This is a genomic window from Paenibacillus bouchesdurhonensis, assembly GCF_900155685.1.
Classification (GTDB): Bacteria; Bacillota; Bacilli; order Paenibacillales; family Paenibacillaceae; genus Fontibacillus; species Fontibacillus bouchesdurhonensis.
Genome location: NZ_LT732547.1, coordinates 532,788 through 556,539, shown reverse-complemented (window position 1 = coordinate 556,539; position 23,752 = coordinate 532,788). Strand labels below are relative to the sequence as shown.

22 protein-coding genes are annotated in these 23,752 nt (G+C 43.4%); 4 read left to right on the top strand and 18 right to left on the bottom strand.

Features of this window, described 5'->3' with window-relative positions; all coding sequences use genetic code 11:
- The 3 genes from CZ379_RS26535 to CZ379_RS02275 form a co-directional block, all read right to left on the bottom strand.
- Positions 1-1,545 carry a xanthine permease gene (locus CZ379_RS26535; RefSeq protein ID WP_234404782.1) on the bottom strand — a complete coding sequence of 515 codons (1,545 nt, stop codon included), beginning with the start codon at positions 1,543-1,545 and terminating at the stop codon, positions 1-3.
- A gap of 614 nt (positions 1,546-2,159) precedes the next feature.
- A complete protein-coding gene (locus CZ379_RS02280; protein ID WP_110930123.1) occupies positions 2,160-4,154 on the bottom strand; it encodes an RICIN domain-containing protein in 1,995 nt (664 codons plus the stop codon).
- 62 nt (positions 4,155-4,216) lie between these two features.
- Positions 4,217-6,259, bottom strand: coding sequence for an RICIN domain-containing protein (locus CZ379_RS02275; protein WP_110930122.1), 2,043 nt, complete (start codon positions 6,257-6,259; stop codon positions 4,217-4,219).
- 379 nt (positions 6,260-6,638) lie between these two features.
- Between CZ379_RS02275 and CZ379_RS02270 the strand changes: the two genes are divergently transcribed.
- On the top strand, positions 6,639-7,781 hold the full coding sequence (locus tag CZ379_RS02270) for a family 8 glycosyl hydrolase (RefSeq protein WP_110930121.1): 1,143 nt from the start codon (positions 6,639-6,641) through the stop codon (positions 7,779-7,781).
- 147 nt (positions 7,782-7,928) lie between these two features.
- Here the strand turns inward: CZ379_RS02270 and CZ379_RS02265 are convergent, their stop codons facing one another.
- Complete coding sequence (locus tag CZ379_RS02265) at positions 7,929-8,222, bottom strand: hypothetical protein (RefSeq protein ID WP_110930120.1); 294 nt, start codon at positions 8,220-8,222, stop codon at positions 7,929-7,931.
- A gap of 43 nt (positions 8,223-8,265) precedes the next feature.
- Complete coding sequence (locus CZ379_RS02260) at positions 8,266-8,778, bottom strand: GNAT family N-acetyltransferase (RefSeq protein WP_110930465.1); 513 nt, start codon at positions 8,776-8,778, stop codon at positions 8,266-8,268.
- Between the two features lie 261 nt (positions 8,779-9,039).
- Between CZ379_RS02260 and CZ379_RS02255 the strand changes: the two genes are divergently transcribed.
- Together CZ379_RS02255 and CZ379_RS02250 are read left to right on the top strand one after the other, a co-directional pair.
- Positions 9,040-10,134: an LLM class flavin-dependent oxidoreductase gene (locus CZ379_RS02255; protein WP_110930119.1), complete on the top strand. Its 1,095-nt coding sequence runs from the start codon at positions 9,040-9,042 to the stop codon at positions 10,132-10,134.
- A 32-nt stretch (positions 10,135-10,166) separates the two neighbouring features.
- Positions 10,167-10,901 (top strand): GTP cyclohydrolase II, encoded by a 735-nt coding sequence (locus CZ379_RS02250; RefSeq protein WP_110930118.1) that lies wholly within the window; start codon positions 10,167-10,169, stop codon positions 10,899-10,901.
- A 65-nt stretch (positions 10,902-10,966) separates the two neighbouring features.
- Here CZ379_RS02250 and CZ379_RS02245 read toward each other — a convergent pair whose 3' ends face one another.
- The 6 genes from CZ379_RS02245 to comI form a co-directional block, all read right to left on the bottom strand.
- Positions 10,967-11,497: a hypothetical protein gene (locus CZ379_RS02245; RefSeq protein ID WP_110930117.1), complete on the bottom strand. Its 531-nt coding sequence runs from the start codon at positions 11,495-11,497 to the stop codon at positions 10,967-10,969.
- A gap of 129 nt (positions 11,498-11,626) precedes the next feature.
- The gene (locus CZ379_RS02240; protein WP_110930116.1) at positions 11,627-11,836 is read right to left on the bottom strand and encodes a hypothetical protein; all 210 of its coding nucleotides are present in this window, start codon (positions 11,834-11,836) and stop codon (positions 11,627-11,629) included.
- Positions 11,837-11,940: 104 nt separating this feature from the next.
- Complete coding sequence (locus CZ379_RS27115; protein ID WP_199925414.1) at positions 11,941-12,642, bottom strand: DUF2628 domain-containing protein; 702 nt, start codon at positions 12,640-12,642, stop codon at positions 11,941-11,943.
- 315 nt (positions 12,643-12,957) lie between these two features.
- Positions 12,958-13,875 carry an AraC family transcriptional regulator gene (locus CZ379_RS02230; protein ID WP_110930114.1) on the bottom strand — a complete coding sequence of 306 codons (918 nt, stop codon included), beginning with the start codon at positions 13,873-13,875 and terminating at the stop codon, positions 12,958-12,960.
- A 38-nt stretch (positions 13,876-13,913) separates the two neighbouring features.
- On the bottom strand, positions 13,914-14,528 hold the full coding sequence (gene yqeK, locus CZ379_RS02225; protein ID WP_110930113.1) for a bis(5'-nucleosyl)-tetraphosphatase (symmetrical) YqeK: 615 nt from the start codon (positions 14,526-14,528) through the stop codon (positions 13,914-13,916).
- Between the two features lie 337 nt (positions 14,529-14,865).
- The gene (comI, locus tag CZ379_RS26525) at positions 14,866-14,961 is read right to left on the bottom strand and encodes a competence inhibitor ComI (protein ID WP_019639195.1); all 96 of its coding nucleotides are present in this window, start codon (positions 14,959-14,961) and stop codon (positions 14,866-14,868) included.
- Positions 14,962-15,161: 200 nt separating this feature from the next.
- Here comI and CZ379_RS02220 point away from each other — a divergent pair, with 200 nt between their 5' ends.
- Entirely contained in the window at positions 15,162-16,409 is a 1,248-nt protein-coding gene (locus CZ379_RS02220; RefSeq protein ID WP_110930112.1) for an erythromycin esterase family protein, read from the top strand.
- A gap of 188 nt (positions 16,410-16,597) precedes the next feature.
- Here the strand turns inward: CZ379_RS02220 and CZ379_RS02215 are convergent, their stop codons facing one another.
- From CZ379_RS02215 to CZ379_RS02180, 7 genes are all read right to left on the bottom strand, one after another.
- On the bottom strand, positions 16,598-17,038 hold the full coding sequence (locus tag CZ379_RS02215; protein WP_110930111.1) for a DUF1569 domain-containing protein: 441 nt from the start codon (positions 17,036-17,038) through the stop codon (positions 16,598-16,600).
- Positions 17,039-17,660: 622 nt separating this feature from the next.
- Positions 17,661-17,876, bottom strand: coding sequence for a hypothetical protein (locus tag CZ379_RS02210; protein WP_110930110.1), 216 nt, complete (start codon positions 17,874-17,876; stop codon positions 17,661-17,663).
- A gap of 54 nt (positions 17,877-17,930) precedes the next feature.
- Positions 17,931-18,959 carry a hypothetical protein gene (locus CZ379_RS02205; RefSeq protein ID WP_234404781.1) on the bottom strand — a complete coding sequence of 343 codons (1,029 nt, stop codon included), beginning with the start codon at positions 18,957-18,959 and terminating at the stop codon, positions 17,931-17,933.
- Positions 18,960-19,951: 992 nt separating this feature from the next.
- Positions 19,952-20,407 carry a DUF6508 domain-containing protein gene (locus CZ379_RS26520; protein WP_234404780.1) on the bottom strand — a complete coding sequence of 152 codons (456 nt, stop codon included), beginning with the start codon at positions 20,405-20,407 and terminating at the stop codon, positions 19,952-19,954.
- The gene (locus CZ379_RS02190; RefSeq protein ID WP_110930106.1) at positions 20,362-21,213 is read right to left on the bottom strand and encodes an SDR family oxidoreductase; all 852 of its coding nucleotides are present in this window, start codon (positions 21,211-21,213) and stop codon (positions 20,362-20,364) included. Before CZ379_RS02190 ends, CZ379_RS26520 begins: the two co-directional genes overlap by 46 nt.
- Before the next feature lie 21 nt (positions 21,214-21,234).
- Positions 21,235-22,392 carry a GNAT family N-acetyltransferase gene (locus CZ379_RS02185; protein WP_110930105.1) on the bottom strand — a complete coding sequence of 386 codons (1,158 nt, stop codon included), beginning with the start codon at positions 22,390-22,392 and terminating at the stop codon, positions 21,235-21,237.
- On the bottom strand, positions 22,364-23,746 hold the full coding sequence (locus CZ379_RS02180) for a F390 synthetase-related protein (RefSeq protein WP_110930104.1): 1,383 nt from the start codon (positions 23,744-23,746) through the stop codon (positions 22,364-22,366). Before CZ379_RS02180 ends, CZ379_RS02185 begins: the two co-directional genes overlap by 29 nt.
- Positions 23,747-23,752 lie beyond the last annotated feature (6 nt).

Below are 23,752 nucleotides of genomic sequence, written 5' to 3'. Positions count from 1 at the left end.
TTACTTCGCATTGACCGGCTCTTCGAGCTTCGGAGTATTGCGATCCGTAAAATACTTATACGCAAATATTGCAGCTACCATAAGATACGCCCATACGAACGGCATTATCCCAGGATTGGCAAATTCGACCATGGCCGAATGGATAATTCCGAACAAGGACAGCAGGGAAGCGAGGCAGGCCGCAATAAGGCCGCTAAGCGGTTTGTTCTGTATGGCGAATATGGTCAGCATACCCCACAGCAAGCTGCTCAGAGGCGCGCCATTGCCCAGATGGAACAAGCCGTTGTAATACACGCCTTTCGAGAGAAGCACATCGATGCCGACACTCGCTGCATCGGTACCTGCCGCACTAAAAATATTATTAACCATCGTCAATGCCCAGTTGGCAATCCACGGAAACATGGCAATGAAGACGACGGGCACCTCCACTTTCGGCGTTTCCCTTACAGCTTGATTCGCGGACACGATGCCGACGTAGACCAGAATCGGTACGATCGCGACGACCGGTATGATGGATAGCAGCAATGCTCCTAGCCCAAACAAGGCAATGATCAGCATCGAAGCCCCCGTGGCGATCGAGTAGCCGATCCCCGCCCCCATCGACTTCCAGCCGGTGTGCCCGATGTAAACCGTTACCGGATAGGGATTTCCGCAGAATGCACCGATACTGGAAGCGATCCCGTTAGCCAGCATAACACGACGTGTTTTATAGGGGTCGCCTGCAGCATGCGCGGCCTCGATGTTTTCTAAATCAAAGACATAGTTGGCCAGTCCAAGCGGTACTGCAGATGCCAGGTACGGCAATGCATTTGGGATGCCTTGGATCAAGCTGGTCACATGCACTTCCGGCGGGTTGAAGCCGATCGTGCCTAATGCAGCGGTTACTGCTTCAGGGTTCTGCAAGCCGAAGATCCAAGCTAAGGCAGTCCCCACGAGGAGCAGCAGAAATCCGGTGGGGATTCTTTTGAATACCGGCGATTTGCCGAACCAGTTAATGAAAATAATGATCAGCACCACAAATGCGACAATCGGTGTTTCAAACGACTGCAGCATCGGGTTCATCGCAAGCAGCAAGAGTCCCAAACCGCCCAAGGTAGACAACAGAACGGTTCTTGGCACCAAACGTCGGATGGTGTCACCGAGGAATGCTCCCACGATGAGGATGGCCGCTTCAAACAAGCACCATACCAGCCCGATTTGAAATGCGAACTCGGCATTGTTCGTCGTTTTAAAGACTGGCAGGATTACCAGGAAAGTAACTGTGAAGATGGATGGCGCGCTAGGGCCCGAGGGAAGAGCGGTCACGTCGCTTCTTCCTGTTTTCTTGGCAAGCTGGATCGCAAACCAGAAATAACATAAGCTGGCGATAAAGATGGATAGTCCAAAAGCGGGAACGATTCTACCATATACCATCTCTTTAGGAAATCCAACCACAAACAGCAGCAGCGAGCTCATGGTCAACAGGTTAGTCAAGTTGTTAGCCAGCAGGCCGAAATATGCGGCCCAGTCGCCCTTCCGCCAAAGATCCGTTTTTACTTTATCCACTTTCCGTTCACCTCTAAGCATGTAATTTGGCACACAATATCGAAATTTGTATTCGGCTTGAACACCGCTTTCATAGACAAATTCCCACTCAACATCCGCATAGGAAGAAGGCTCAAGGCTTAACTAAGTGTATTGAGGTGCTTGATTTAGCATTTCTTGGCTAAGGGAAAAATATGCATAATAACAGATAGCTCAAACCTCAGCACACAAGTAAGCGCTATCATTTATAGCCATATTAAAAGCCGCGAAGCAAATTTAGAAAACTTCCCTACTCGGATCAATAACTAGGCTATGGCAAATTCGTGAACATTTCTCCACTATAGAGCGGTGGACGTTTTGAGGCATTGTGTTATTGCGGGGTATTTGGGTAAGCGCGCTTTACACCTTTATTATGTTCCTTTTTCACTTTTTCGTCATTGTACTCATTGTACAAAAAAGAGGACATTGATTAGGCAGGATGCACAACGGGCAGGATGAATGTCGGTTCTTTCCCATAAAAAAACAAGGATTCGCATTCAATTTAGTAGCTGAAAAATTAACAGCTCCTCTTCAAGCAGAGTTTAATCTATCTGCCTTTAAGAGGAGCTTGACGAGATTGAAACAATTATCCGGCCTTATCTTACAAATACGAATCTCCAGTTATGGTCTGCCGTTCCGTTATCATCCCATTGTACAATGTTCGCTCCTGATGTCGTGGCCATGCCGTCCACGCCGAGCACCTTGCCGCTATGGCGGTTGACGATCTTGTAGCTGCCATTGCCCACCGGAACGATTTGCCAATCATGATCCGCTGTGCCATTATCATTCCATTGGACAGCTTTGGCCCCATTTGCGGTGGACATGTTCTCGATGCCAAGCACCTTACCACTGCGCATATTCGTCAGCTTGTAATAGCCATTATTCAAGCTGTCCACCCGCCATTCGTGATCCGTCGCACCAAAATTGTTCGATTGCAGGGCCTGTGCGCCATCGGCTGTAGATGCGCCTGCTATACCGATCATCAGACCACTGTGCTCGTTCTTCAGCGTGTATACGCGGCCGTTCTCAATATCGGATGGCTGCCCTCCGCCCGAGGAGTTGCCGAACTGCCAGTAATCCAGGTTAAACAGACGTTGGTCATTTGCGCCTTTAAACATCAAGTATACGTGATGAACGCCAGTCACGCGGTTTATCGTAGTTTCTTGGAGGCTCCATGTTTGATTACCGCCTGTCGGGTTCACTTGGAGCGTGCCGACTACCTGTCCCGTTGGACTGCCAAGCCGAATTTCAATTTGCCCACTAACCGTCGAGGCCACATTCGCTTTGAAGCTTGTTGCGCCTTCCGAACCAAAGTCGGCATTAGCGACGGCAATCCAGTCGCCGTTGTGAATATCGGTCACGTTCATGTTTACGCTTGGCACCATGCCGCCTGGCGCCTGAGCAACCTCCGTCAAAATGCCGCCCTGCCAGGCGATCGTCTCAGCCTCCGTCCGTAGATATGGATTTAGATTTTTGATCTGCGAAACGCCTTTCATCGTTCCCTGAATCGGGTTAATCTCTCCATTTCCCGCATACGTCAGCTCATTAATATGAGGAGAGCGGTATCCAAGTCCATCGCCAAGTATGGCTTTACTGACGGTCTGGGCATGGTAAGCGATATACCACTTATTGTTGAATGGGAAGATGGAATGGTGGTTATTGCCCCCAACGCCGAAAAACTCATACGGATTTTTTAAGATCGATTTTACATAAGTAAACGGCCCCATCGGGTTGTCGCTCACCATATAAGCGATTTCTCCAGGAGGAGGCGTTCCTGGCGGATGAGTTCCACCAAAGTTGGAGCAGTAAGAGTAATAATATTTGCCGTTGTATTTGTGGATTCCCGAGTCTTCAAAAAAGAACGGAGCGTCAATGACCTGCGCGCTGCCCTCCGTATGAATCATATCATTACTTAGTTTGATGACGCGGGCTGTCTTAGGACTCGCCCATTGCTGCTGTGTCGGATTGTTACCGCCAGGGACTCCACCGCCGAAATACAGATAACCCGTGCCATCATCATCGACTAATACGGCCGGATCAAACAGCCATACAACCCCCGCAACTCCAGGTGTGTTCAGAGTCACCAGCGCTTTTCCAAGCGGATCTGTCCACGGCCCGATCGGACTATCCGCGGTGAGTACGCCAAGCCCTCCTGCACTATTGGAGAAGTAAAGAAAAAACTTGTCCTGTCCGTTGATCTTCTTATGGGCGGCAGACGGGGCCCAGGAACCGTTGGCCCACTTGGCGATGCCATTAGGCCCTGCGACAGGAATAGCGCCGTGATCCGTCCAGTTCATCATGTCGTCCGAAGAAATCACGTGCACCTTGTTCAAATTGCTGAACGAATTCGATTTAATATTTCCGTTGCTATCGTATTCATAAGCGTCGCTGGACATGTAAAGATAGACCCTGCCGTTGTAAGTCATCGCAAACGGATCCGCACCAAGCTTATGATCCATCAGCGGATTGGCGTTGCCGGGAGTTTTGGCGATCGCCGGCGTTTCCGCGTGGACCGCTTGGCCTTGGAACATCCCCATCCCCAGCAGCACAAAGGTTAATAGTAAAACTATGCTTCTCTTACCCTTCTTCATTTCAATTCCCTCCTCATTGTTAAAAATAAATTCTCCGTGCATTCGTACTTTTCGCATATTCGTTACCTAATGAATGCGAGGCTCCAATTGTGATCCGCCGTGCCGTTATCGTCCCACTGCACGATTTTTGCACCAGCCGTCTTGGACATGCCGTCCACGCCGAGAACCTTGCCGCTATGGCGATTCAACAATTTGTAGCTGCCGTCGCCCACGGGCGCGAGCTGCCACTCATGATCCGCCGTGCCATTGTCATCCCATTGTACGGCGGAAGCGCCATTCGCTGTGGACATGTTCTCAATCCCTAGCACCTTGCCGCTATGGATATTCGTCAGCTTGTAGTAGCCGCTGCTTAAACGATCAAACCGCCACTGATGATCTGCACTGCCATTATCGTTCCATTGGACGGCTTGTCCTCCATTCGCCATGGACATGGAGGAGATACCGATAACCATGCTGCTATGCGCATTTCTCAGCTTATACACCGACCCGCTTTGTACAGGTGACGGTGGCGATTCTCCCGATCCCTCCGTCCCGGTCATCCGATTCTCAATCCTAAAATAATCGAAATCCACGTACCCTCCAGCCGATTGCGTCGCATAATTAAACAAGGCAAATCGATAGCCCATAAAATGCGGCAGGGTGTAGCTCATTTGCAGCGTGTTGCCAATAGCTGTCCACCGGTTGCCGTCCAGGCTGTAATAGAAATAGGCTTTATCGGTTTTATTTTTAAAGTCCATTTCAACCTTTAAGTACACATTGTCCTGAGCAAGAGGTACGCTCGCGACTTCCACCGGAGCTGTCCCGCTCCCGTTGACCATGACGATTGATTTGGAATTCCCGGACATTTTTACGCCGACGAACCCATAGTTTTTCTGCAAAGCTGCAAGCCCTGCATAGTCTCCGCTTTTCATTCGGCTTACATCAATCGCAATCCGTCCTGAGCTTTCCGGCCCGATGCTTCTTTGCGTCAATGAGTTGCGTGCGTCCAGAATACTCGTGCTGGTTCGTCCGGTCTTCAACCGTATAAAACCCGAGCGCTCCGTCAGAGACCAAAGATTGTTGTCGGGATTGTGATTCCACTGCCATACGAGCGGAAGCCGGGTCTGATTAAATTCATCAGAAGCCACGATTTTATTATTGGCATTCACGTCGAGAACCGGCTTTGGCATTTGCGCGGGAATCTGGCCATTCACGCCGAATACCGGCCAAGCGTCTTGCCAGACAACTGGAACAAGGAAGGGAGTGCGCCCTACAGATCCATGATCCTGAAAGAGCATGCCGTACCATTTGCCATCCGGCGTATCCACGATTCCGCCTTGAGCTACACCCGCATAGTCCAGAGCAACCCGTCCTTCATAAGGCCCCGTAATGCGATCCGCTCTATAAACCAATTGCGTACGGCCTTTTCCCTGCGGCCAGGTGATTAGGAAGATGTAATACTTGCCATTAATTTTTTGAATATGCGCTCCCTCAGCTGGAAGCCCTATATTAGAGCCTGCAACCTGGCTCGCATTGGGGATAATAATCTGATTTAGTCCACCCGCCTTGACGGCGCTGGCGTCAGAATTAAGTTCCGTAATCCGGATATCACCGCTGCCATGAACCAGATAGACACGCCCATCGTCATCAAATAGCAAGGACATGTCATGGTAAAAGCCGATCGTGGAGCGTATCCAGGGCCCTTTTTCAATATCCCGCGTCTTGTAGATAAATGTATTGCCCGCTGTGCTAGAAGAAAAGACCACATAATAAGTACCGTTATGATATCTTAAACTGCTGGCCCATGAGCCTTTGCCATACTCGTTTTGACCGTTCCTCAGCGCCTGTGCGTCCGAATCCCCAAGCGTATCGTAAACATAATTCACAATCTCCCAATTAACGAGGTCATAAGATTTCATGATCGGCACGCCTGGGTTCATATGCATCGTTGTGCTTGTCATATAATAAGCATTGCCAACTCTGATGACGTCGGGATCAGGTACGTCTGCCCAAAGGATAGGGTTTTCAAAATGGTTCTCATTCTGCGCAGCATACGAGCCGGGGGACATGAGTATCGCCACCATTGCAAGCGCTATCAAAATCAAGTAGTTTTTTTTCCATATCATGATACGTCTCCTTTCTACATCTTCTTAAAATAGCACCAACGGAAACTGCTACCTCCTGGAAGTCCGAAAGATTGTCTTGATAATCCGAGCCTTTTCCTCCCTTCATGCAAATTCCCATCCCATTTCTCCTCCCTTCTGTTATTTTTAGCAATAAATTACATTTGCACAAGTTAATTTTATAGTTGCTTTCGAAAAATATAAATGGAATTTTTTGTGATTTTGTTGGAGTTTCTTTTTTGGTTTTCTTAGGAAAATTAGACCACCATACTTTCTTTCTCTTACCAAGAGAAGTTCTAAGATAATTAGGGAAAGCGCTTTAATTTACTCACCCGTTGTCGTGCTATGATAGAGCAAACTGACGATATAGGGAGGTTTTTTTATGTCTACAAGTAGATTAGGCGCTTTCCATACAAAAAAATATAGGAACTTGTTCGATGAGCTCGGCTATTCTGAGACGGACATCGAAGCCAGGCTGGAACAGGCATGGAACGATTTGTTCTACGGGGATCCAGATGTGCGAATTTATTATCCGATGGGCGACGATAAAGGCTATATTCTAGATACCGGAAATTTGGATGTGCGGACGGAAGGTATGTCTTACGGGATGATGATGGCTGTGCAAATGGACAAAAAGGAGGAGTTTGACCGACTGTGGAATTTCTCGAAAACGTTTATGCAGCATAAAGAAGGCCGCTACGCCAACTACTTCGCCTGGCACTGCAAACCGGACGGTACCCGCATCTCTCAGGGGCCTGCCCCGGACGGGGAAGAGTTTTATGCCATGGCTCTATTCTTCGCTGCAAACCGTTGGGGAGACGGGCCGGAACCCTTTAACTATTCCGAACAGGCTAAGACGATTTTAAGAGCATGCCTGCATCAAGGCGAGGGCGGTGAAGGCGATCCGATGTGGGATCCGGCAACGAAACTCATCAAATTTATACCGGAGTCTACGTTTAGCGATCCGTCATACCATCTCCCTCATTTTTACGACTTGTTCGCCCTGCTGGCCGATGAGCGAGACGCCGCGTTTTGGCGGGAGGCTGCTAAGGCCAGCCGAGCCTATTTGCATACAGCATGCCATCCCCAAACCGGTCTCGCTCCGGAATACGCTAATTATGACGGAACACCAGCCGATCCACAGCCTCATGGCGACTTCCGTCATTTCTTCAGCGACTCTTACCGGGTAGCCGCCAATATCGGCCTGGATTGGGTATGGTTCTGCCAAGATCCTTGGCAGGTCGAACAATCCAATCGAATCCAGGCATTTTTCCGGGACATCGAGGTCTCCGACTACCGCCGATATACTATTGACGGGAAGCCTTTTGACGAGCTATCGCTGCACCCGATCGGACTTCTGGCAACCCTAGCGTCAGCATCCCTGGCCGCTGACGGCCCTGACGCGGAGCATTTCGTCCGCTTGTTCTGGAATACGCCGCTTCGTACAGGCGAACGGCGTTATTACGACAATTGTCTGTACTTTTTCAGTCTACTGGCTTTGAGCGGGAACTATCGGATTTACTGATGGCAGTGGTTAGTGGCAGAGCATATAAAGAGGCTGGTCATCGCAATGATGCCCAGCCTTTAATATGATGATTACGTTACTGCGGTTTCTATAAACACTTATATCTAATTTGAATCCACGCGCCTTTATAATACCCGATATATTTTCCTACCCCTTATTTTCTTGCTTCTGGTATTTGAAATAGTCAACTACAAGCTTTATAAAATATATAATCAGCATCATCGAAATCCCATACGTTGGTAAAATGTGTACCTCATACTGTTCTATGGTTGTAAAGATTTTTAAGCGATATATATTGTACTCTACATTTGTGATGACAGCTTCTGTGAGTCCAATACTCATTAATACAGCGTACAAATGAACAGCCAACTTAATACATGCTCCAAAAAGAGTCATGAAGACCCCTATTTCCGTCGACCGATTAAATCTAAATTTTTTCATGCGATCCCCCTTCACATTCCATTTAAGTTCTCTAGACATCCACTCATGGAGTAGTAAATTCCTGCCTCAACATGGACATTAAGATCAGAGATTTGTAGTTATCGCCATTCTTAATGCACTCTCTTAATATTCCTTCCTGCTTGAACCCTAGGGATAAGTAAAGCTGCTTCGCCCTTTCGTTATGTTCCTTAACATCGAGCCATATACGATGAGCACCTAGCCCTTCAAATACATATTGCAAAATCGCCTTGATTGCTTCTCTCCCGTAACCGTTATTTTTCTTAGAAATCACGATTCTGACCAGCTCTATATTCTGATGTGGACTCTCCAAGCCAGCCAAAATAATATAGCCAACCTGGTTCATATCTTCATCCTCTATCACAATATGCCTCTTATCAGAGTCGCTTAACGTGGTAACGTGTCCATCCCTTGACCAGGGAATAATATAGGATATGTTCTCGCGATCGTTTTCTTGGGTTAAAACCATCTCTAGATCACGAACAGTGGTTAGCCTGTATGTCAGCCTTTCCGATCTCATAGAAATTGTAGATTTCATCGCTCGTTCGCCCCCTTCCATTATTATACATCCTAAAACCCAAAGGGTGTTATCCGTGGCAAAAATACAATAAGCTAAGAAATGTCCAGCTTCTCTTTCCAAGCCTTAGAAATAACATGCGTGGAAGGGTACTTTATAGTAGTTAGTTCCTATATTAACTTCTTTATATTATTATAGAATTATGCAGTTCTTGAATTATCCAGCCATGGATTGCAAACAATTCGAATACAAGGTAATTCTAATCATAAAGGAGTTCCTGCAATGAGCAACAGCATACAGAAAGAACATCAAGGAATTGAAATTGGAATTTATACCCTCGGCGATCTTGTGCCTGGGCCATATCATAGAGAAACTATTAGCAGTCGGCAGCGCCTGCAGGAAATGATCGAAGCAGCAAAGCTGGCCGATGAGGCCGGACTAGATATATTCGGAGTCGGTGAACATCATCGTCTAGATTATGCGGCATCGGCAACCTCGGTTATTTTAGCGGCCATCGCTCAGGCAACAAAGCAAATCAAGCTAACGAGTGCGACAACTGTCCTGACCACGACAGATCCTGTGCGACTATTTGAAGAGTATGCCACGCTAGACTTATTATCGAATGGACGAGCTGAAATTATTGCTGGGCGCGGTGCTTTTCTGGAATCTTTTCCCCTATTCGGCTATGACCTGAATGACTATGATGAATTGTTCATGGAGAACTTTGAGCTATTCCAGCAATTAAATCAACAGGAGAGAGTTTCTTGGCAAGGCAAATTTCGTCCCCCACTACAAGAAGCGGAAATTGCACCACGGCCCGTTCAGCAGCAAATTCCCATGTGGATTGGTTCCGGGGGATCGCTTATTAGCGCGGAGCGTGCAGGAAAGCTTGGAACTGGTATGGCTTTGGCGATCCTTGGCGGTGCTCCTAATCGTTTTCAAGCCTTGGTGGAAGCCTACCGTGAAACTGGATTGGCGGCGGGCTACAAACTATCGGAACTTCAAGTAGCTATTACTGGTCATGGCTACATCTCCACCACAATACAACAGGCCAAAGACGAGTATTACCCTTACTACGCCAATTATCGGCAATATGTAGATCAGCAGCTTGGAAGAAGCGGCTCGAGCCTGTCCCGCGAGGATTTCGAACAAATGAGCAGCCCGGAAACGGCATTATTCGTAGGCGATCCGCAATTAATCATCGACAAAATGATGCACCAATACGAGCTGTTTGGTCACCAGCGGTTCATGCTCCAGCTTGATGTGGGCGGCATCCCCTTTTCTAAGGTTGCACGAAGCATAGAATTGCTAGCAACAAGGGTTGCCCCGGTCGTTCGCCAAGAAACAAGCAAAGCAGCCACGAAGCCGATTGTCTGACCTAATATACTATGAGATAAAGGAATGAGCTAATGTCAGATACAAAACTAGACTCTAAAGCGCTGGATGTTTTAAAAGATAAAATTCAACTCATTCAAGCGGAGGAAGGCGGCATTTACCTCGTTGGACCGATTAAGCTCCCCGTCGACCTGGACGGAGATACTGTCATCTTCCAATGGTATTGCTGGCTGAGCCGCTGCCAAGTTACAGATAACTTTCAAGAAATCATCGATCAACTGTCATCTGCAAGCTTAGCCGAGTACCAACAATCGAGCGTGCTTGTGTACGGTGATTTCAAAAATGCCGACGAAGCCTTGATCCGCATGCATTCGATTTGCCACACGGGCGACATCTTCGGCAGCCAAAAATGCGATTGTGGTTACCAGCTGAAGAAATCCATGAAAAATATCGTGGAGCATGGGACTGGTGCGCTTTTCTACCTGGCCAATCACGAGGGGCGCGGCATTGGATTATTCAGCAAAGCCATGGCTTACGTGCTGCAAGAGAACGGATACGATACCGTTGAGGCTAACTTGAGCCTCGGATTCGTTGACGATTCAAGAAGCTACACCGACGCGCTAAGCGTGCTGCGAACCCTTCGCACCAAGCCAGTGACGCTCATGACCAACAATCCAAAGAAGCTCGAAGCCCTGCAAAAGGCTGGACTCGCCTTATCCGGAAGAGAACCGATTTGGGGCGGAGAATCCGCCTTCAACGAGTTTTACCTTCAGACCAAGGTACAGCGTTCGGGGCACTTGGAGGAATAGGATGCAGAGCGCCATATGCGTAGATATGAAAAGACCCGGCCTTAGATTATTTATCTAGGATCGGGTCATGATTGCTTAGAGAATAATAATTCTAGAATACCTTCCCCATGCTCTTGCGGGTAAGTCAGTACAGATAAAGCTACAGTAATTATCAGGAGGATCACCCCAAAAACAAGGTTCAAAGTCTTACTAAATCGCTTAGATTGATATAAATAAATAACGATCATCAAACTGTTCATAAAGAAAATTGCTGGCAAATACGCAATTCGCTCCAGACCCGTATGGGGGAAGTTAAGTATCAACGCCGTCATCGTAAGTATTGAAGGCAACAGAGCTAGTAAGTATTTTTCTAGATAGCTGCCCACCCACAAGCTATTCCAATGAATTCTGGGCCTTCCGACAAATGATTTATTGCAGTCACTGCAAACATGCCAATAAGGTATCACCAGTGAAATGAATACAATCAACGCACCATAACTCATTTCACCAGTAAAAAAGTAAAAGGCCAACACCATGTAGATAGAGATAAAGAGTCTCGCAAAAACAGAACTTTTTTGTTGGACATGAACACTTCGACAGGCTGAACAATTCTTCATATTTCCATCCTCATCTAAGACACATTTGTTAGCCTCTTGAACACTTCTATAAATAAAAAAATATTTAAAACTGGAAAACCAACTAAGCACATTACTATAAACATCATCATTCTTGTTTGTATATATGATTCAATAGATTTTATTTTCTTTAGTCCTATTTGAATTTAATTTAATGTATAAAGAAAGAACAAAACTAATTGGTATTAAAACATAAAACATCCATATAGACCAATTTATTAATTTAAGCATGCTTCCACCAGCTAAAGCACTCAGAATCGAAGCGACTATAATATAAATTAATATAGAAGCAATCGTTAACAAAATCGCTTTTACATCCATTCCATTCTCCTACTCGTTTTTATACATAATAATTCTACATACTTCTTTAGAGGTCCGGTAGCTATGCAATGTTATGTAAGGTGCAGAGCATCATCACAAAGATCCTATAGCAATGCTTCCTCGATAATGAATTCTACAGCAAGCGATACAATCAAAATTACGATGGCATACACGATTCCCCATCCAGAGGTTCCACCTTTTTGGATAACTAGATTACGGCGTACTTCAGGGTCACTGTAGTATTGCATGATCTTATCCACCGCTTTTTTGGATTTATTGTAATACATTTGATTAGCCAAGATCGCCATACCAATACCCATTCCTGCAAATCCACCACTCGACTCTGAACCTAGCAGCATTAAAAAAATGGACATCAGAGATAAAACTCCAACATACATTGCGAACTCCGCATACATTTTTCGATAACCCAGCCAAAAGGGACCGAGTAGGAACATAGGCCAATTCCATTTCGATTTTCTCATCATTTTTTCAAAGTATTTATCATTCTTCGTATGTAATCTTAATAGGTAAGTTAGTTCATCCTCGCTAGATTGCTGATATGTACCATATGGCGGTGATGGTGGCATGTATGATGGCGCTGATGACGGTACGGGTGGCTGACCTGGCAATCGTGGTACGGGCGGTGGCCCTGAGGCTGGCACTCGCGATGGTGGCGGCGGCACTTGTGATGGTGACGGTGGTATCTGCCCTCCCCCCTGTGGCATAAGATTCATACCACAATGCTCACAAAATCGAGCCGAAGCATTTAGTCGTCTCCCACATGAAGAACAAAATTTGTAATCCAATCTGTTCAGTCCTTCCTTTATGCATCTATAGCTAGTAAGGGATATCAAACTTTAAACATGAATATGAGTCTAGTAAAATCATACCAAATCGGCTGGGAGTAGGGAACTGGCATGTTATCTAACAGTAAATCGAAATAGGCAAGAAGGCATGTCTAGAATCCACCCTCATTCCAAATGTTGGGATTGTCAATCGTTATATTCTCTCCACGCTCCATGAAATCATAACTATCTTTTGCACTCGTATAGCAATCAACAAGGACTAACTTGCCGTTTACAATACGCACAACTGGCTTGGATAACTCTTAACTTAGGCAATCAAATCACTCTCTTTCTAATAGGTACATATAGATCAATCTTTGCTTTTCCTTCAGGGTCATCTGAAGGATTATTCATGCAAAACTCGAGACAGTACTTATTGTCAGGTTCATACTCGCTATTCGGTAACCACTGTCCATACACAACTTGATATGCAATAGCAAATTTATCAATGGTGTCATAAAACGAATACAATGCATAAAGGCCACCACTCAGCGTTCTATACTCAATATCACGATCGATATTTTGATTGAATACACCATGGATTGTTACGCATGCATCATAACGGCATTCGTATTCTTCGGTTGAACTTGGATCGTCAAGTGAGATTCCGATAAAATAGTGTTCTGGTGGGAAGAAATTATTCTTCGCTGCCCACTCGCCTATTTTCCCCCATGCTTTATGAGTTTCAAGATAACTTCCAGTGTGCCTGACATAAGCAACCTCGTAATCTGGCAGTTCCTTAATGATAATATTCATCTCCCAAATCCTCCTCAAAAAGTGGTTTTTTACTCCACTTCCAGCATAACGAGAAGGTTGTTCTGTTTCTTTCTGGTTATTGCCATATTGTACAGAATTATTGCTAATTACTTTCGGATTTCTTCTAACATCACTGGGAGTATGGTCATAAAGTTTTTTAAAGGCTTGATTAAAATTGGATACTGAATCAAAGCCACATAACATGGATATTTCTAGTACAGTCTTATTCGTACCAACAAGATACTCTACGGATTTGTTCAACCGTTTAGTATTCAAGAAAGCATATGGCGTCATTCCAACCATCGACGAAAAAACCCGCGTAAAGTGATACTTAGAGAAGTTGGAAACCTCAGCCAATTCCTTAAGGCTAATCTTCCTGGACAGATTATCTTCAATGTATTGAATTACTTGATCCATTCGGTCAGAGTAATGATTCATATCATTTTTTGTCCTTTCGCCGATATAACGTTCTTATATTAAGCTTCTAAAAGTTCTTCTCGCGCCTTTATTAGCCATGGGTGTACAAGCTTTAAAATATCCCGCTGACCCCAAATATGATCAAGATATATTAATACTGCCTTATCAATTTCAAGTCTATCTACTTCTTTCCTCATCCTGTGCAAGTAAGGATGCTCTCCAGGTAAATTCCATGAGATCTTATCTGAAACAAACAAAATCTTATCAGTCATACTAGAGCTTGGTTTATGAGTCGTATGACTTTCTATGGCACTTAATATCTCTTCATCATGTATTCCAAAGATATCTTGAGCCATATATCTGGATAGTTTCTGATGAACACTTCTATCGTATTTGTACTCTTCCTCGAGGACTTCAATAGATAACTGTTCTGCTACTTCGAGCATTTTAGAGATTGGAACTACATTGCTTATATCATGTAATAGAGCCGCACACTCGATCTTCTGAGGATCAAGATCAAACAGTTTAGTTATTCGAATAGCCTCGTTAGCAACCTCCAATGTATGATTTAATGTCCTGAGATCATTATTCTGACTAAAGAAGGCATGAATATCCTCCCTTATATTACCGGAGAGTATGAGTTTCTCTGTATAACAGCTGAAAATATCATTCATGTTTTCACCATTCCTTCGCATTAATTTTTGTTCACGTATATAACGTGTTCACTCTTATATCTTCAATAATGGCCTTTAGGCAATAACATATTCTGCATAAGATGGGTTGTAAGCTGATTCTACTTCTCTACCACTCTTCCCTGGGAACCAAGAGCGCAGCCCGCAGCACTTTCAATTTTTTTCACGTTTTGATACATTTTTTTCTTTGTGTTATTATATATGTAATAAAGACCAAGTGCTGCGAACACTTGGTCAGTACAATTGGCTTGGATGGTTTATTCCCTTCTAAGTCGTATAGGAACAAACCCACCTTCGGCCTCAACCTTTGGGTGGGTTTTTACTTTCTCTTGTTGTTATTATTGATGTATGTTAAAAGAGCAAGAATGAATGTTCCAAACAGGAACATGATCGTTAATGCATCCTTTACTTCCATGGCTTCACCTCCTCCAAAGCTTCCGAAGGAAACTTACTTTGAAAGCATCTGCTCGAAGGGAAACCACGCCCACCCAAGATTCAATTGTAGTTATATTTTACCTTTATTTACATCTGCGTACAAGCGTTCTCAATTTTCTGTTCAAAGCCTACCGACAATACGCAGCATTCAAAGAAAATTAGAAAGAAAGGGGGATACCTATGAGTGTTGCTAGACTTTTTTTATCTGCTGTTATTTTACTAACCTTCATTACAGGTTGCGGAGCTGTAGGGGGGGATGTGGCAGAGAAGTATGTTAGCCCTGTGGAAAATATGGATGTTCCTAATGATGTAACGATTATCGGCTTAGGAGAAGCCACACATGGGAATGTGGAATTTCAGGAATTGAAAAAGACTGTGTTCGAAGCATTAATTAAAAATGAAAATGTGCGGATCTTTGTTTTAGAAGGCGATTTTGGAGCAGGTCAGCAAATTAATGACTATATACTGCATGGAAATGGAACAGCGAAAGAGGCGGTATTTGCTCTTGACTACGGCATTTATAAAACGCAGCAAATGATCGATTTGGTAGAATGGCTGCATGAATATAATGAAACTGCAAATGAGAATGATAGAGTATATTTTTATGGCAATGATATGCAGCGATATGATGCTAGTAAAAAAGGGTTGCTGGCTTTTTATGAAACGGTGAATGAGGAAATGGCCAAAAAATATACTGCACAATTACAACATGTATCTAATGATACCATGCGTAATTTAACAGCCGAACAGTTAGAGGAACTTCACGGAATCATCGATGATATTATCACGGATCTCCAAACCAATGAAGAGGAATACTCAGAACAGACATCCCAAGAATCCTATGCGTTTGCTTTGCAGTATGCTAATGTCATGAAACAGCGTACCAGCCTGCTGGGGAATGACAAGCAATATACGATGCTGCGGGATGAATACTTAGCGGAAAATGTAAAGTGGATTGTGGAGTTTGAAGCACAACGTGGACACGATAAATTATTCATCTCTGCGCATAACGGACATATTGAAAAAACATCCGCTGCCTTTGGTTATAAATCCATGGGAGACTACTTGGACGAAATGTATGGAAATCACTATTTCGCAATTGGGACTGACTTTATCAACAACACATTTCAGGCAAATAACGGAGCTAATAAAAGAGAGAACCATACCATTAATAATAGTGATCCCTTGGTGAAGGCATTTAGTGAAGTCGAAAGCAATATTTTTTACGTTGACTTTGAACTAGCAATTAATTCAAAAGAAATAGCCGAAATTATATCGCAAAAACAGAGAATGCCGAACATTGGTGATGACTTCAGCACCTGGTATAAAGCTTCAAAAAAATTATATACCCTTGAAATGGTACCAAATGAGGCATACGATGGGATGATCATCGTAAAAGAGGCAACACCGACGACGGTTATGGAATAAAGTCCATGATGTAATAAAGACCAATTGCTGCGAACACTGGTCAGTACAATTGGCTTGGATGGTTTATTCCCTTCTAAGTCGCATAGGAACAAAACCTACCTTTGGGTGGGTTTTTACTTTCTCTTGTTGTTATATTTTAGCCTTGCAATGGTTGCTATCTTTGTAGCCCTTAATACTTCAGTTAATGACTAAACACCAAACTGATTTAAATGATGGTTTAGGTGCTTATATAATCCTATTCCCCATTGCTCAGGAGTCAGTTTTCCAAAAAAGGGATGTGGATGAGACGTACATTTTTCCGGCCCATTGTTCTGGGATGTTATATTTTTTTGTTTTAGTTTTACTTTTTCTGTTTCAAATTCTTTTTCTTCTACAATCATAATTGTAGACATGTTGCGGGCAGGTGGCTTGTCATTGAAGAAAAATGGTTTCACAAACGTTCCAATTAATATGCCTAACCAACCTCTTGGGGGAAAGGTTTCTCCCATTGCAATGTCATTAAACGCTGAGCAATGAGCTAGCAATTGGGCAACGTCCATCTTACCCCATTGAGAGCGTGAACTTGGACTCAATTTGTCTATTTGGTTCAAGATCTCCATTGTGTCCACTTGATTAAAGATATCTTTCAAAACAAACTCCTTTAATTTAATGACTTCGGGATTGCTATTCCATTGTAGATAATTTCCCTCCGAGCCTGCCAGTTAGTTTAGCGGCTGCGTTCGAATAATAATTCGCATCTACTTACGTACGCACGTAACTTTCAGCTACGCATATGATCTTATGAATCCCGTCGCTTTTCTAGGTTTGCGAGATTTGACTCTTACTTATATTTTACCTTTATTTATATATGAATACAATTATTTGTAATCCATTTATATAATTATGGGGCCTTACAATCATGGTAACATCATCCTTTATGATTACACTGATGGTACAGCTAGAGCAGGTTACACCAATGATAATAAGAAGCGAGTGGATATTGATACAACAATGAATATCTACTCTGATATCATACAGAAACTCCCCAACCGCTGATAAAGTGGTTAATCTAAAATAAAAATAGGCGGGGCTCGAATAGCCCCTGCCTACTTACTTATGCATTAAATACCAGTTGATTGAAACCGGACATGTCCCACGGATGAAGTTCTACTCAAGATGCTCAATCTTTCTACGATGGATACCACCGCAAATGGACTTCTCTAACGTCTACATTGACTCTCTTTTAACATATACTAAGAGGCTTAACCTTTATTAACTATCTTTCCTTAGTCCAATTGTTGATATCACTATTCCTGCAATAAAAAGAATAATTGATAGTACAATTGGAAAAGATCCTAGCATCTGATTGCCAAAATCTTTTGTGTGAATTGCTCCATATTTCGTGTAAATACTTGCAGCTATAAGACTCATACCATATAGAATAACCCCCGAAAGACATAAAGTTGAACCTAATAAAACTTGTTTCATCTGAACCTCCTGAGAGATTAAACTCCTAACCAGTATGGCTAGGAGTTCACATAATTAATAATCGTAACTTAAGACTTCAGTATTATTTTTCCACTCCGACGTACTTTCATTAAACCATTGATGACGTACACTTGAGGTTACATAAAGTCCTAGAAGTGTTCCAGCACTTTTGTAAGTAGCAGTATATCTAGTATCTACTGGAGCACCGCTTCCAATCCAATTGTATCTACTTCCATCGGTTCCGTAAAAAAACTGATAGTATCTTTCAGTTTCCTGATCACCTCTCGCCTGCATTTTTACTTTTGCTCCTGATGACCATGTTACATTCGCAGTTACTGCAAACGGGTACCCTATTCCAATTTGATACTGTGTATTATTCTGCAGTTGAGTATCAATAGATCCTGTATTAGGATAGTAACTAATTAACTCATCCCCGTTGTATTGGTTATCAATTGTACCTTGAATACCATTAATGATATTACGATTATCATATGCTGGATACCATGTTGTAAATGCATCAACGGTAAGATAATCATAATTTGGATCTGCATCTTGAGACTTGTAAATTGTATATTCTGTAATCGAACGTGCAACTTCAAATGTATCTAAATCATAAAATAAGCTGTCATCATAAAACCAATTGCTTTTAGTTATGCTTGTCAAAATGGTGGTGGGTGTTGTAGCTGCCGGACTAATCAACATTTTTTGGTTACTGTAAATATTGTTAATTTTCGTTTTAAAATCCAAAACTTCCTTAACTTTTAATTCTCTAGTAAAAAGCCCTTTGAGTTTAGCATTTGTGAAGGATGATTTGGAGTTTGACGGAATAGTCATGTCTCCATCAATAATATAGTACTCACCATTGTTATTAATAATAGTAAGATCCGTTGAAACAGTCTCACTTTGGGCTGGAGCGAACGTCATGTTTTCAACGTTTAATCCATCAATAGCACTTTGTTCAATTTCGTCAGGACTTACAACCTCCTTACCTTGATGATCCATATCGACAATTGACGAAATACTAGAGAATTTAGGCACTTTCTTATCTTGGAGAAAAGTCTCGTAGATAACATCCTTCTCCAACCCCACACCATAAAAAGTTACACTTCTTCCATCTTATTTCAAAAATTCCTTAATTTTTTCCTGCTCGACTAATATCAAGGACTCATCTACAAGCAATTGTCCTTTAGCGATAGTAGACATTCCTTCTGACACAATATCAGATGTTAACACAGAAGATGATATGTCAGAAGGTGTAGCATACGTGTTGGGGATATGCAAGGTTGTAGCTAGTAAAAAAGCTAACTCTTACCTTCTTCATAATCATTACCTCCTAAAATAGTGTAATCAACACAAATATACCATATATTGTATTTTATATAGATTATATTATAAAACCCTATATTATAGAGCTTACCTATTCGTTTGATCTGATTTAAGCTGCCCAGCGACCTGGACGGAAAAACCATCGAATGTTAAACCTAGCGATTCTATACCTGTATACTAAAATACGGGAAGGAATTTATTAATAATGACCCGTTAAACATCGTGTTGGTCGATGAAGAATTTCTTGCAGACAGATGCAACAGACAGGACATGGAGGCAATCTATAAAATATATATCCGATAAATTATTCATCTCTGCACATAACGGACACATTGAAAAAACATCCGCCGCCTTTGGTTATAAATCCATGGGAGACTATTTGGACGAAATATATGGAAATCATTATCCATCCTTCTTTTATTGCTCGATTTATTAATAATTGCTGATCAAGGCATCTGGAGACCTAGGGGCCGTAAGGCCCCGTGAATATGGTGTTTTCTGGTGCTGACGACATCTTTAAATACGCCCACAAATTTCTTATCTACATATCATTAATACATTCCCGTCAGGATCTTTAATATTAAACCAATGACCATTCTGAATTTCAGTAATTATTTCAATATTCAGTGATTTTATAAAATCAAATGACTTATCAATGTCATTTGTTGCCAATTGGATAACGGGAATTTTATATACGTTGTCTGGTGAATATATCTTACTGTCTAGTACAATATTGGTTCCTCCTTGCATTAACAATACATAAATATGGCCAAAAAAGATTTCTCCATCTGTGGGCCTCTAAATTTATTATTTTCAGTTATCCATCGAACCCAATCAAAAACCAATAAATATTTGGTATCACTTAGCTCTTTTCTAAACTTTCTGACTTCTGGGCTTTCTACCCTATAACCCTTTATTTCAGTAAAAAAAATACTACTAGCATTCTGAAAGAACTCAAGATAGTTTACCTTTCCCCATAATTGCGTGAGATTCGCAAACCACTTTATTTGGTTGTAAGAGAATAGTTGTGCCTGTGTTGTAAGGAAAGTGAATAAAGTACCTTCTTCATCAAAGATTATAGCCCATTTGTAAAATAGAGGAAACCACAAAAAAAGAGACTCCACCCAAGTGTCGTCTCCAATCTGGATATTCTTAACTTCTATTTCCGGAGTTGGCGCAATACAATTTGTTCGAACCATTTCCAAGGTAGAAGCGCCTTCCCCCATATCGCAGTCCATGCTCCCTTTCCTAACACGTAACGCAATTTGGGGTAGCGAGCTTGAGCGATCCGCACCACCGTCCTAGCCACATCCTGCGGATCGCTGGCGTTGTTAGCTACGTTGTTGCTGTAGGCCAGAATGGCTGCAAGAGGCTCCTGATAGGGTGAATCTTTCCTTGCCCTCATCGAAATATAATCGAAGCCTTTGGACCAAATCGCGGTTTTGTATGCGCCTGGTTCAACTAAGGAAACGTAAACGCCGTACGGCAGCATTTCTAATCGAAGCGATTCACTGAATCCCTCCACTGCAAACTTTGAAGCCGCGTAAGGCCCGTAACCTGGAAAGCCAAGTCTGCCGCTAATGCTGCTGATGTTAATAATTTTCCCGTATTTTCTCGATCGCATATGTGGCAATACCTCTTGAGTCAGAGCAACAAGACCGAAAAAGTTGGTGTCCATGGCATGCATCCAGTCCTCTAGCGGAACCTCTTCCACAAAGCCGCCAAGTGAAATGCCGGCATTATTCACAAGCACATCAATGCGCCCATGACGCTTCGTTACTTCATCCACGGTCATACGAATCGCTTGCTGATCGCTCACATCAAGGGGTAAGCACTCTATATGCTGGCTTAGACCGTCTTGTTCAGCAGCTTGCATCAATGCATCCTGCTTCGTGATATTGCGCATCGTGGCAATGACATGGTAGCCGCTTCCGGCTAATGCCAGCGTGATCAGTAACCCAAAGCCGCTGGATGTTCCCGTCACCAAGGCAATCGGTCTGTTATGCATCATGTCCTGCAGCCTCCTTTATAGTTAGAGTTTATATTTTCGAATCAAAGGAATTCCAATTTTGTTAATAACGGTTTGCAGGAAGGACCAGCAAAGCCGCCGGCGAAACGGTAAGTGTCTATCGTAAACAGCCGAGTACTCGATCTCAGCCGCAGCACCTCGATTCCTTTTGAAATGAGCAGCACCAGAGCTTCTGTTTAATAAATGACCGTTCTCTAGCGCAATGTAGAATAAAAGTGCAGACAACATTCGGTACAAACCAACTTCTCTTGGCAAAGAAAGATCGTAACCAAGCAATGGGGTAGTCATGACTCCGTTGCGGCAAAAATAACCTATCACGGCATCAATGCGGTCATTTTTCCGAAGCGCCTGAAGATGAAGAATTTTATTCTTAATCGCGAGAGCGATAAAATCTTCGTTAAATTGTGGATTGTACATCGAATATTTTTGCAAATACAAAGCACTGTACAGCTCCAATATTCGCGAAATATCTTGATCTGACAACTGATCATTATCTAACATCTCATAGCCATGACGATCGATCAATGCATAGTCCTTTTTTAACAGCTTGCGTGACTTGGAACTTAACGAGGCAGACTGGCTAGGATGAACGAGATAGATTTGGCGGGAGGCTACCATTTTATAATTTAATCGGCGTAACTCCTGAATAAACTCCTCATGGTTCGCTTCATTAAGGGATCGATAGATGATCGCATAGTCAGGGAACTGCTCTGTTAAAAAAGAATGAAGCGCCCTTAGTTGATCAGGTGTTAATTGGGGATATAAATTCGTTGAGACCAACCAGTTATTTACATGAACCGCCTTATTGATCTGGCTCGCTTTAAAAAATTGCCCTAATCCGCCGAGCAGGGCTGACAAACCTTTACGCAGCAGTGCACTTTGGAGCAGTACGAGCTCTTGCTTAGCATAGCTTACATAATGCGTATAAGGAGAGCATACATAGGAATTGTCATATTGTGTTTCGGTTATTGAAATAGGAAGCACGATACCATCAAGAGATACCGCCATATATTTAGCTTGAACATTGTTCATATAATGCGAGGGCTGGCGCTTCACGAACGGCAAAAGAAACTGTTTAGCGTACTGCCCATCTTCGGTGTCCGGCCATGGCAGATCGTCTATGGTATCTGCATCATATAAACGGATCTGTATCCTCTCCAAGCTGAAATCTCCTTTCCACTCGGCGCAGTTTTTTCAACTCTGTCAGCTCTCCCTGCTTATCGTATCTAGCGTAAACATCCTGATCATATACACTAAATTCAATGGTCGGCGGCTTGCAATTCATTTTAAGAAGTAAATCATTCATGGCATGAGTGATGTGCTCTTCAATTTGTGCAGACCTGGAGCCCGCCTCATCGACCCTCAAGAAAATTTCAACGCGGTCAGGCGTATGTTGAATCGCTAAATATTCAAGCACTTGCTCGGAGGCATGAATAATCGCTCTGCTAATAAAGTCAGGAAATATCGGCTTTAGCCTGTTGTCATGCAAACTGTAGCCATAAAATATATCATCACAGCGTCCTTCTATGGACTCCAATGCTAGAAAAGGAGAACCACACGGACAAGGCTCCGCACGTTCGGTGAGAACATCATTTAAGCGGTAGCGCACGATCGGTTGAGTCCTTCGCGAAAAGTCAGTAATAATCGGAACAAATCGACCAAGCTTCCGATCTAAATATTCTTTTTCAATGATAACAATATCCTCGTTCAGGTGAAGAGTACCATGTGAGCAAGTACAAGCCAGAAAACCTTCCGTGCATTGATAGACTTGATGAACCCTTTGTTCGAACTGCGTCTCTATTGGCTTCCGATCCAACGGATCCAGCACTTCAGCAACAGAGATGATTTTATGGGGGTTGATTCGCAAATTCCCTTGTTGTCTAGCTTGAGCCAAAATCCGGAGCATCGATGGCGGAGCGACTATTAATCCTGGACGCTGCTCGTTCAATCGTTCAATATGCTCCTGAACTGGACTTAACAAATCATAATAATGAAATTGAAGCCGATTACTGCCGACACTGCCATATAAATTGCTATTCGCCCGCAGGAAAAAAGCAATACTCTCCTTTTGCAGCAATGAATTAGGCAGCATTTTAGCGAGGACTGTTCCAGCCCATGCCCTTCTTTCTTGAGGACTGACAAGGAAAATACCGCGATTTCCAGATGTCCCCGATGAGAGTCCGACCGTAATCGAACCGATGGTAGGTGCAAAATCCCGACTGTTTTCCGCTTGATACGCAACGGCAAAAGCTTCTTCTTTCGTGATTCCCACCGTATTTAAAGGGTCAAAATGCTCCATCATCAGCTCTTTATCCATGATCGGAAATTGCCGCCACTGGGCATCCGTATAATCCTTCCAAAGCTCGCGATAAAAAGCAGAATGCTTGCGGACAAAACGAACATGGCTTCGTACTCTCTCCTCCTGCCACTGTTCAACCCCTTGACGACTGGCTGGCCATTGACGAAATTTTGTCCGCAAGTAGTGGTATACAATAGCTCCTTTGTCAATCAACATGACTCC

Coding starts and splice junctions, on each gene's coding strand:
- CZ379_RS02280 (WP_110930123.1), bottom strand. CDS start 4,154: ATGAAGAAGGGTAAGAGAAGCATAGTTTTACTATTAACCTTTGTGCTG.
- CZ379_RS02275 (WP_110930122.1), bottom strand. CDS start 6,259: ATGATATGGAAAAAAAACTACTTGATTTTGATAGCGCTTGCAATGGTG.
- CZ379_RS02270 (WP_110930121.1), top strand. CDS start 6,639: ATGTCTACAAGTAGATTAGGCGCTTTCCATACAAAAAAATATAGGAAC.
- CZ379_RS02265 (WP_110930120.1), bottom strand. CDS start 8,222: ATGAAAAAATTTAGATTTAATCGGTCGACGGAAATAGGGGTCTTCATG.
- CZ379_RS02260 (WP_110930465.1), bottom strand. CDS start 8,778: ATGAAATCTACAATTTCTATGAGATCGGAAAGGCTGACATACAGGCTA.
- CZ379_RS02255 (WP_110930119.1), top strand. CDS start 9,040: ATGAGCAACAGCATACAGAAAGAACATCAAGGAATTGAAATTGGAATT.
- CZ379_RS02250 (WP_110930118.1), top strand. CDS start 10,167: ATGTCAGATACAAAACTAGACTCTAAAGCGCTGGATGTTTTAAAAGAT.
- CZ379_RS02245 (WP_110930117.1), bottom strand. CDS start 11,497: ATGAAGAATTGTTCAGCCTGTCGAAGTGTTCATGTCCAACAAAAAAGT.
- CZ379_RS02240 (WP_110930116.1), bottom strand. CDS start 11,836: ATGGATGTAAAAGCGATTTTGTTAACGATTGCTTCTATATTAATTTAT.
- CZ379_RS02230 (WP_110930114.1), bottom strand. CDS start 13,875: ATGAATCATTACTCTGACCGAATGGATCAAGTAATTCAATACATTGAA.
- yqeK (WP_110930113.1), bottom strand. CDS start 14,528: ATGAATGATATTTTCAGCTGTTATACAGAGAAACTCATACTCTCCGGT.
- comI (WP_019639195.1), bottom strand. CDS start 14,961: ATGGAAGTAAAGGATGCATTAACGATCATGTTCCTGTTTGGAACATTC.
- CZ379_RS02220 (WP_110930112.1), top strand. CDS start 15,162: ATGAGTGTTGCTAGACTTTTTTTATCTGCTGTTATTTTACTAACCTTC.
- CZ379_RS02210 (WP_110930110.1), bottom strand. CDS start 17,876: ATGAAACAAGTTTTATTAGGTTCAACTTTATGTCTTTCGGGGGTTATT.
- CZ379_RS02190 (WP_110930106.1), bottom strand. CDS start 21,213: ATGATGCATAACAGACCGATTGCCTTGGTGACGGGAACATCCAGCGGC.
- CZ379_RS02180 (WP_110930104.1), bottom strand. CDS start 23,746: ATGTTGATTGACAAAGGAGCTATTGTATACCACTACTTGCGGACAAAA.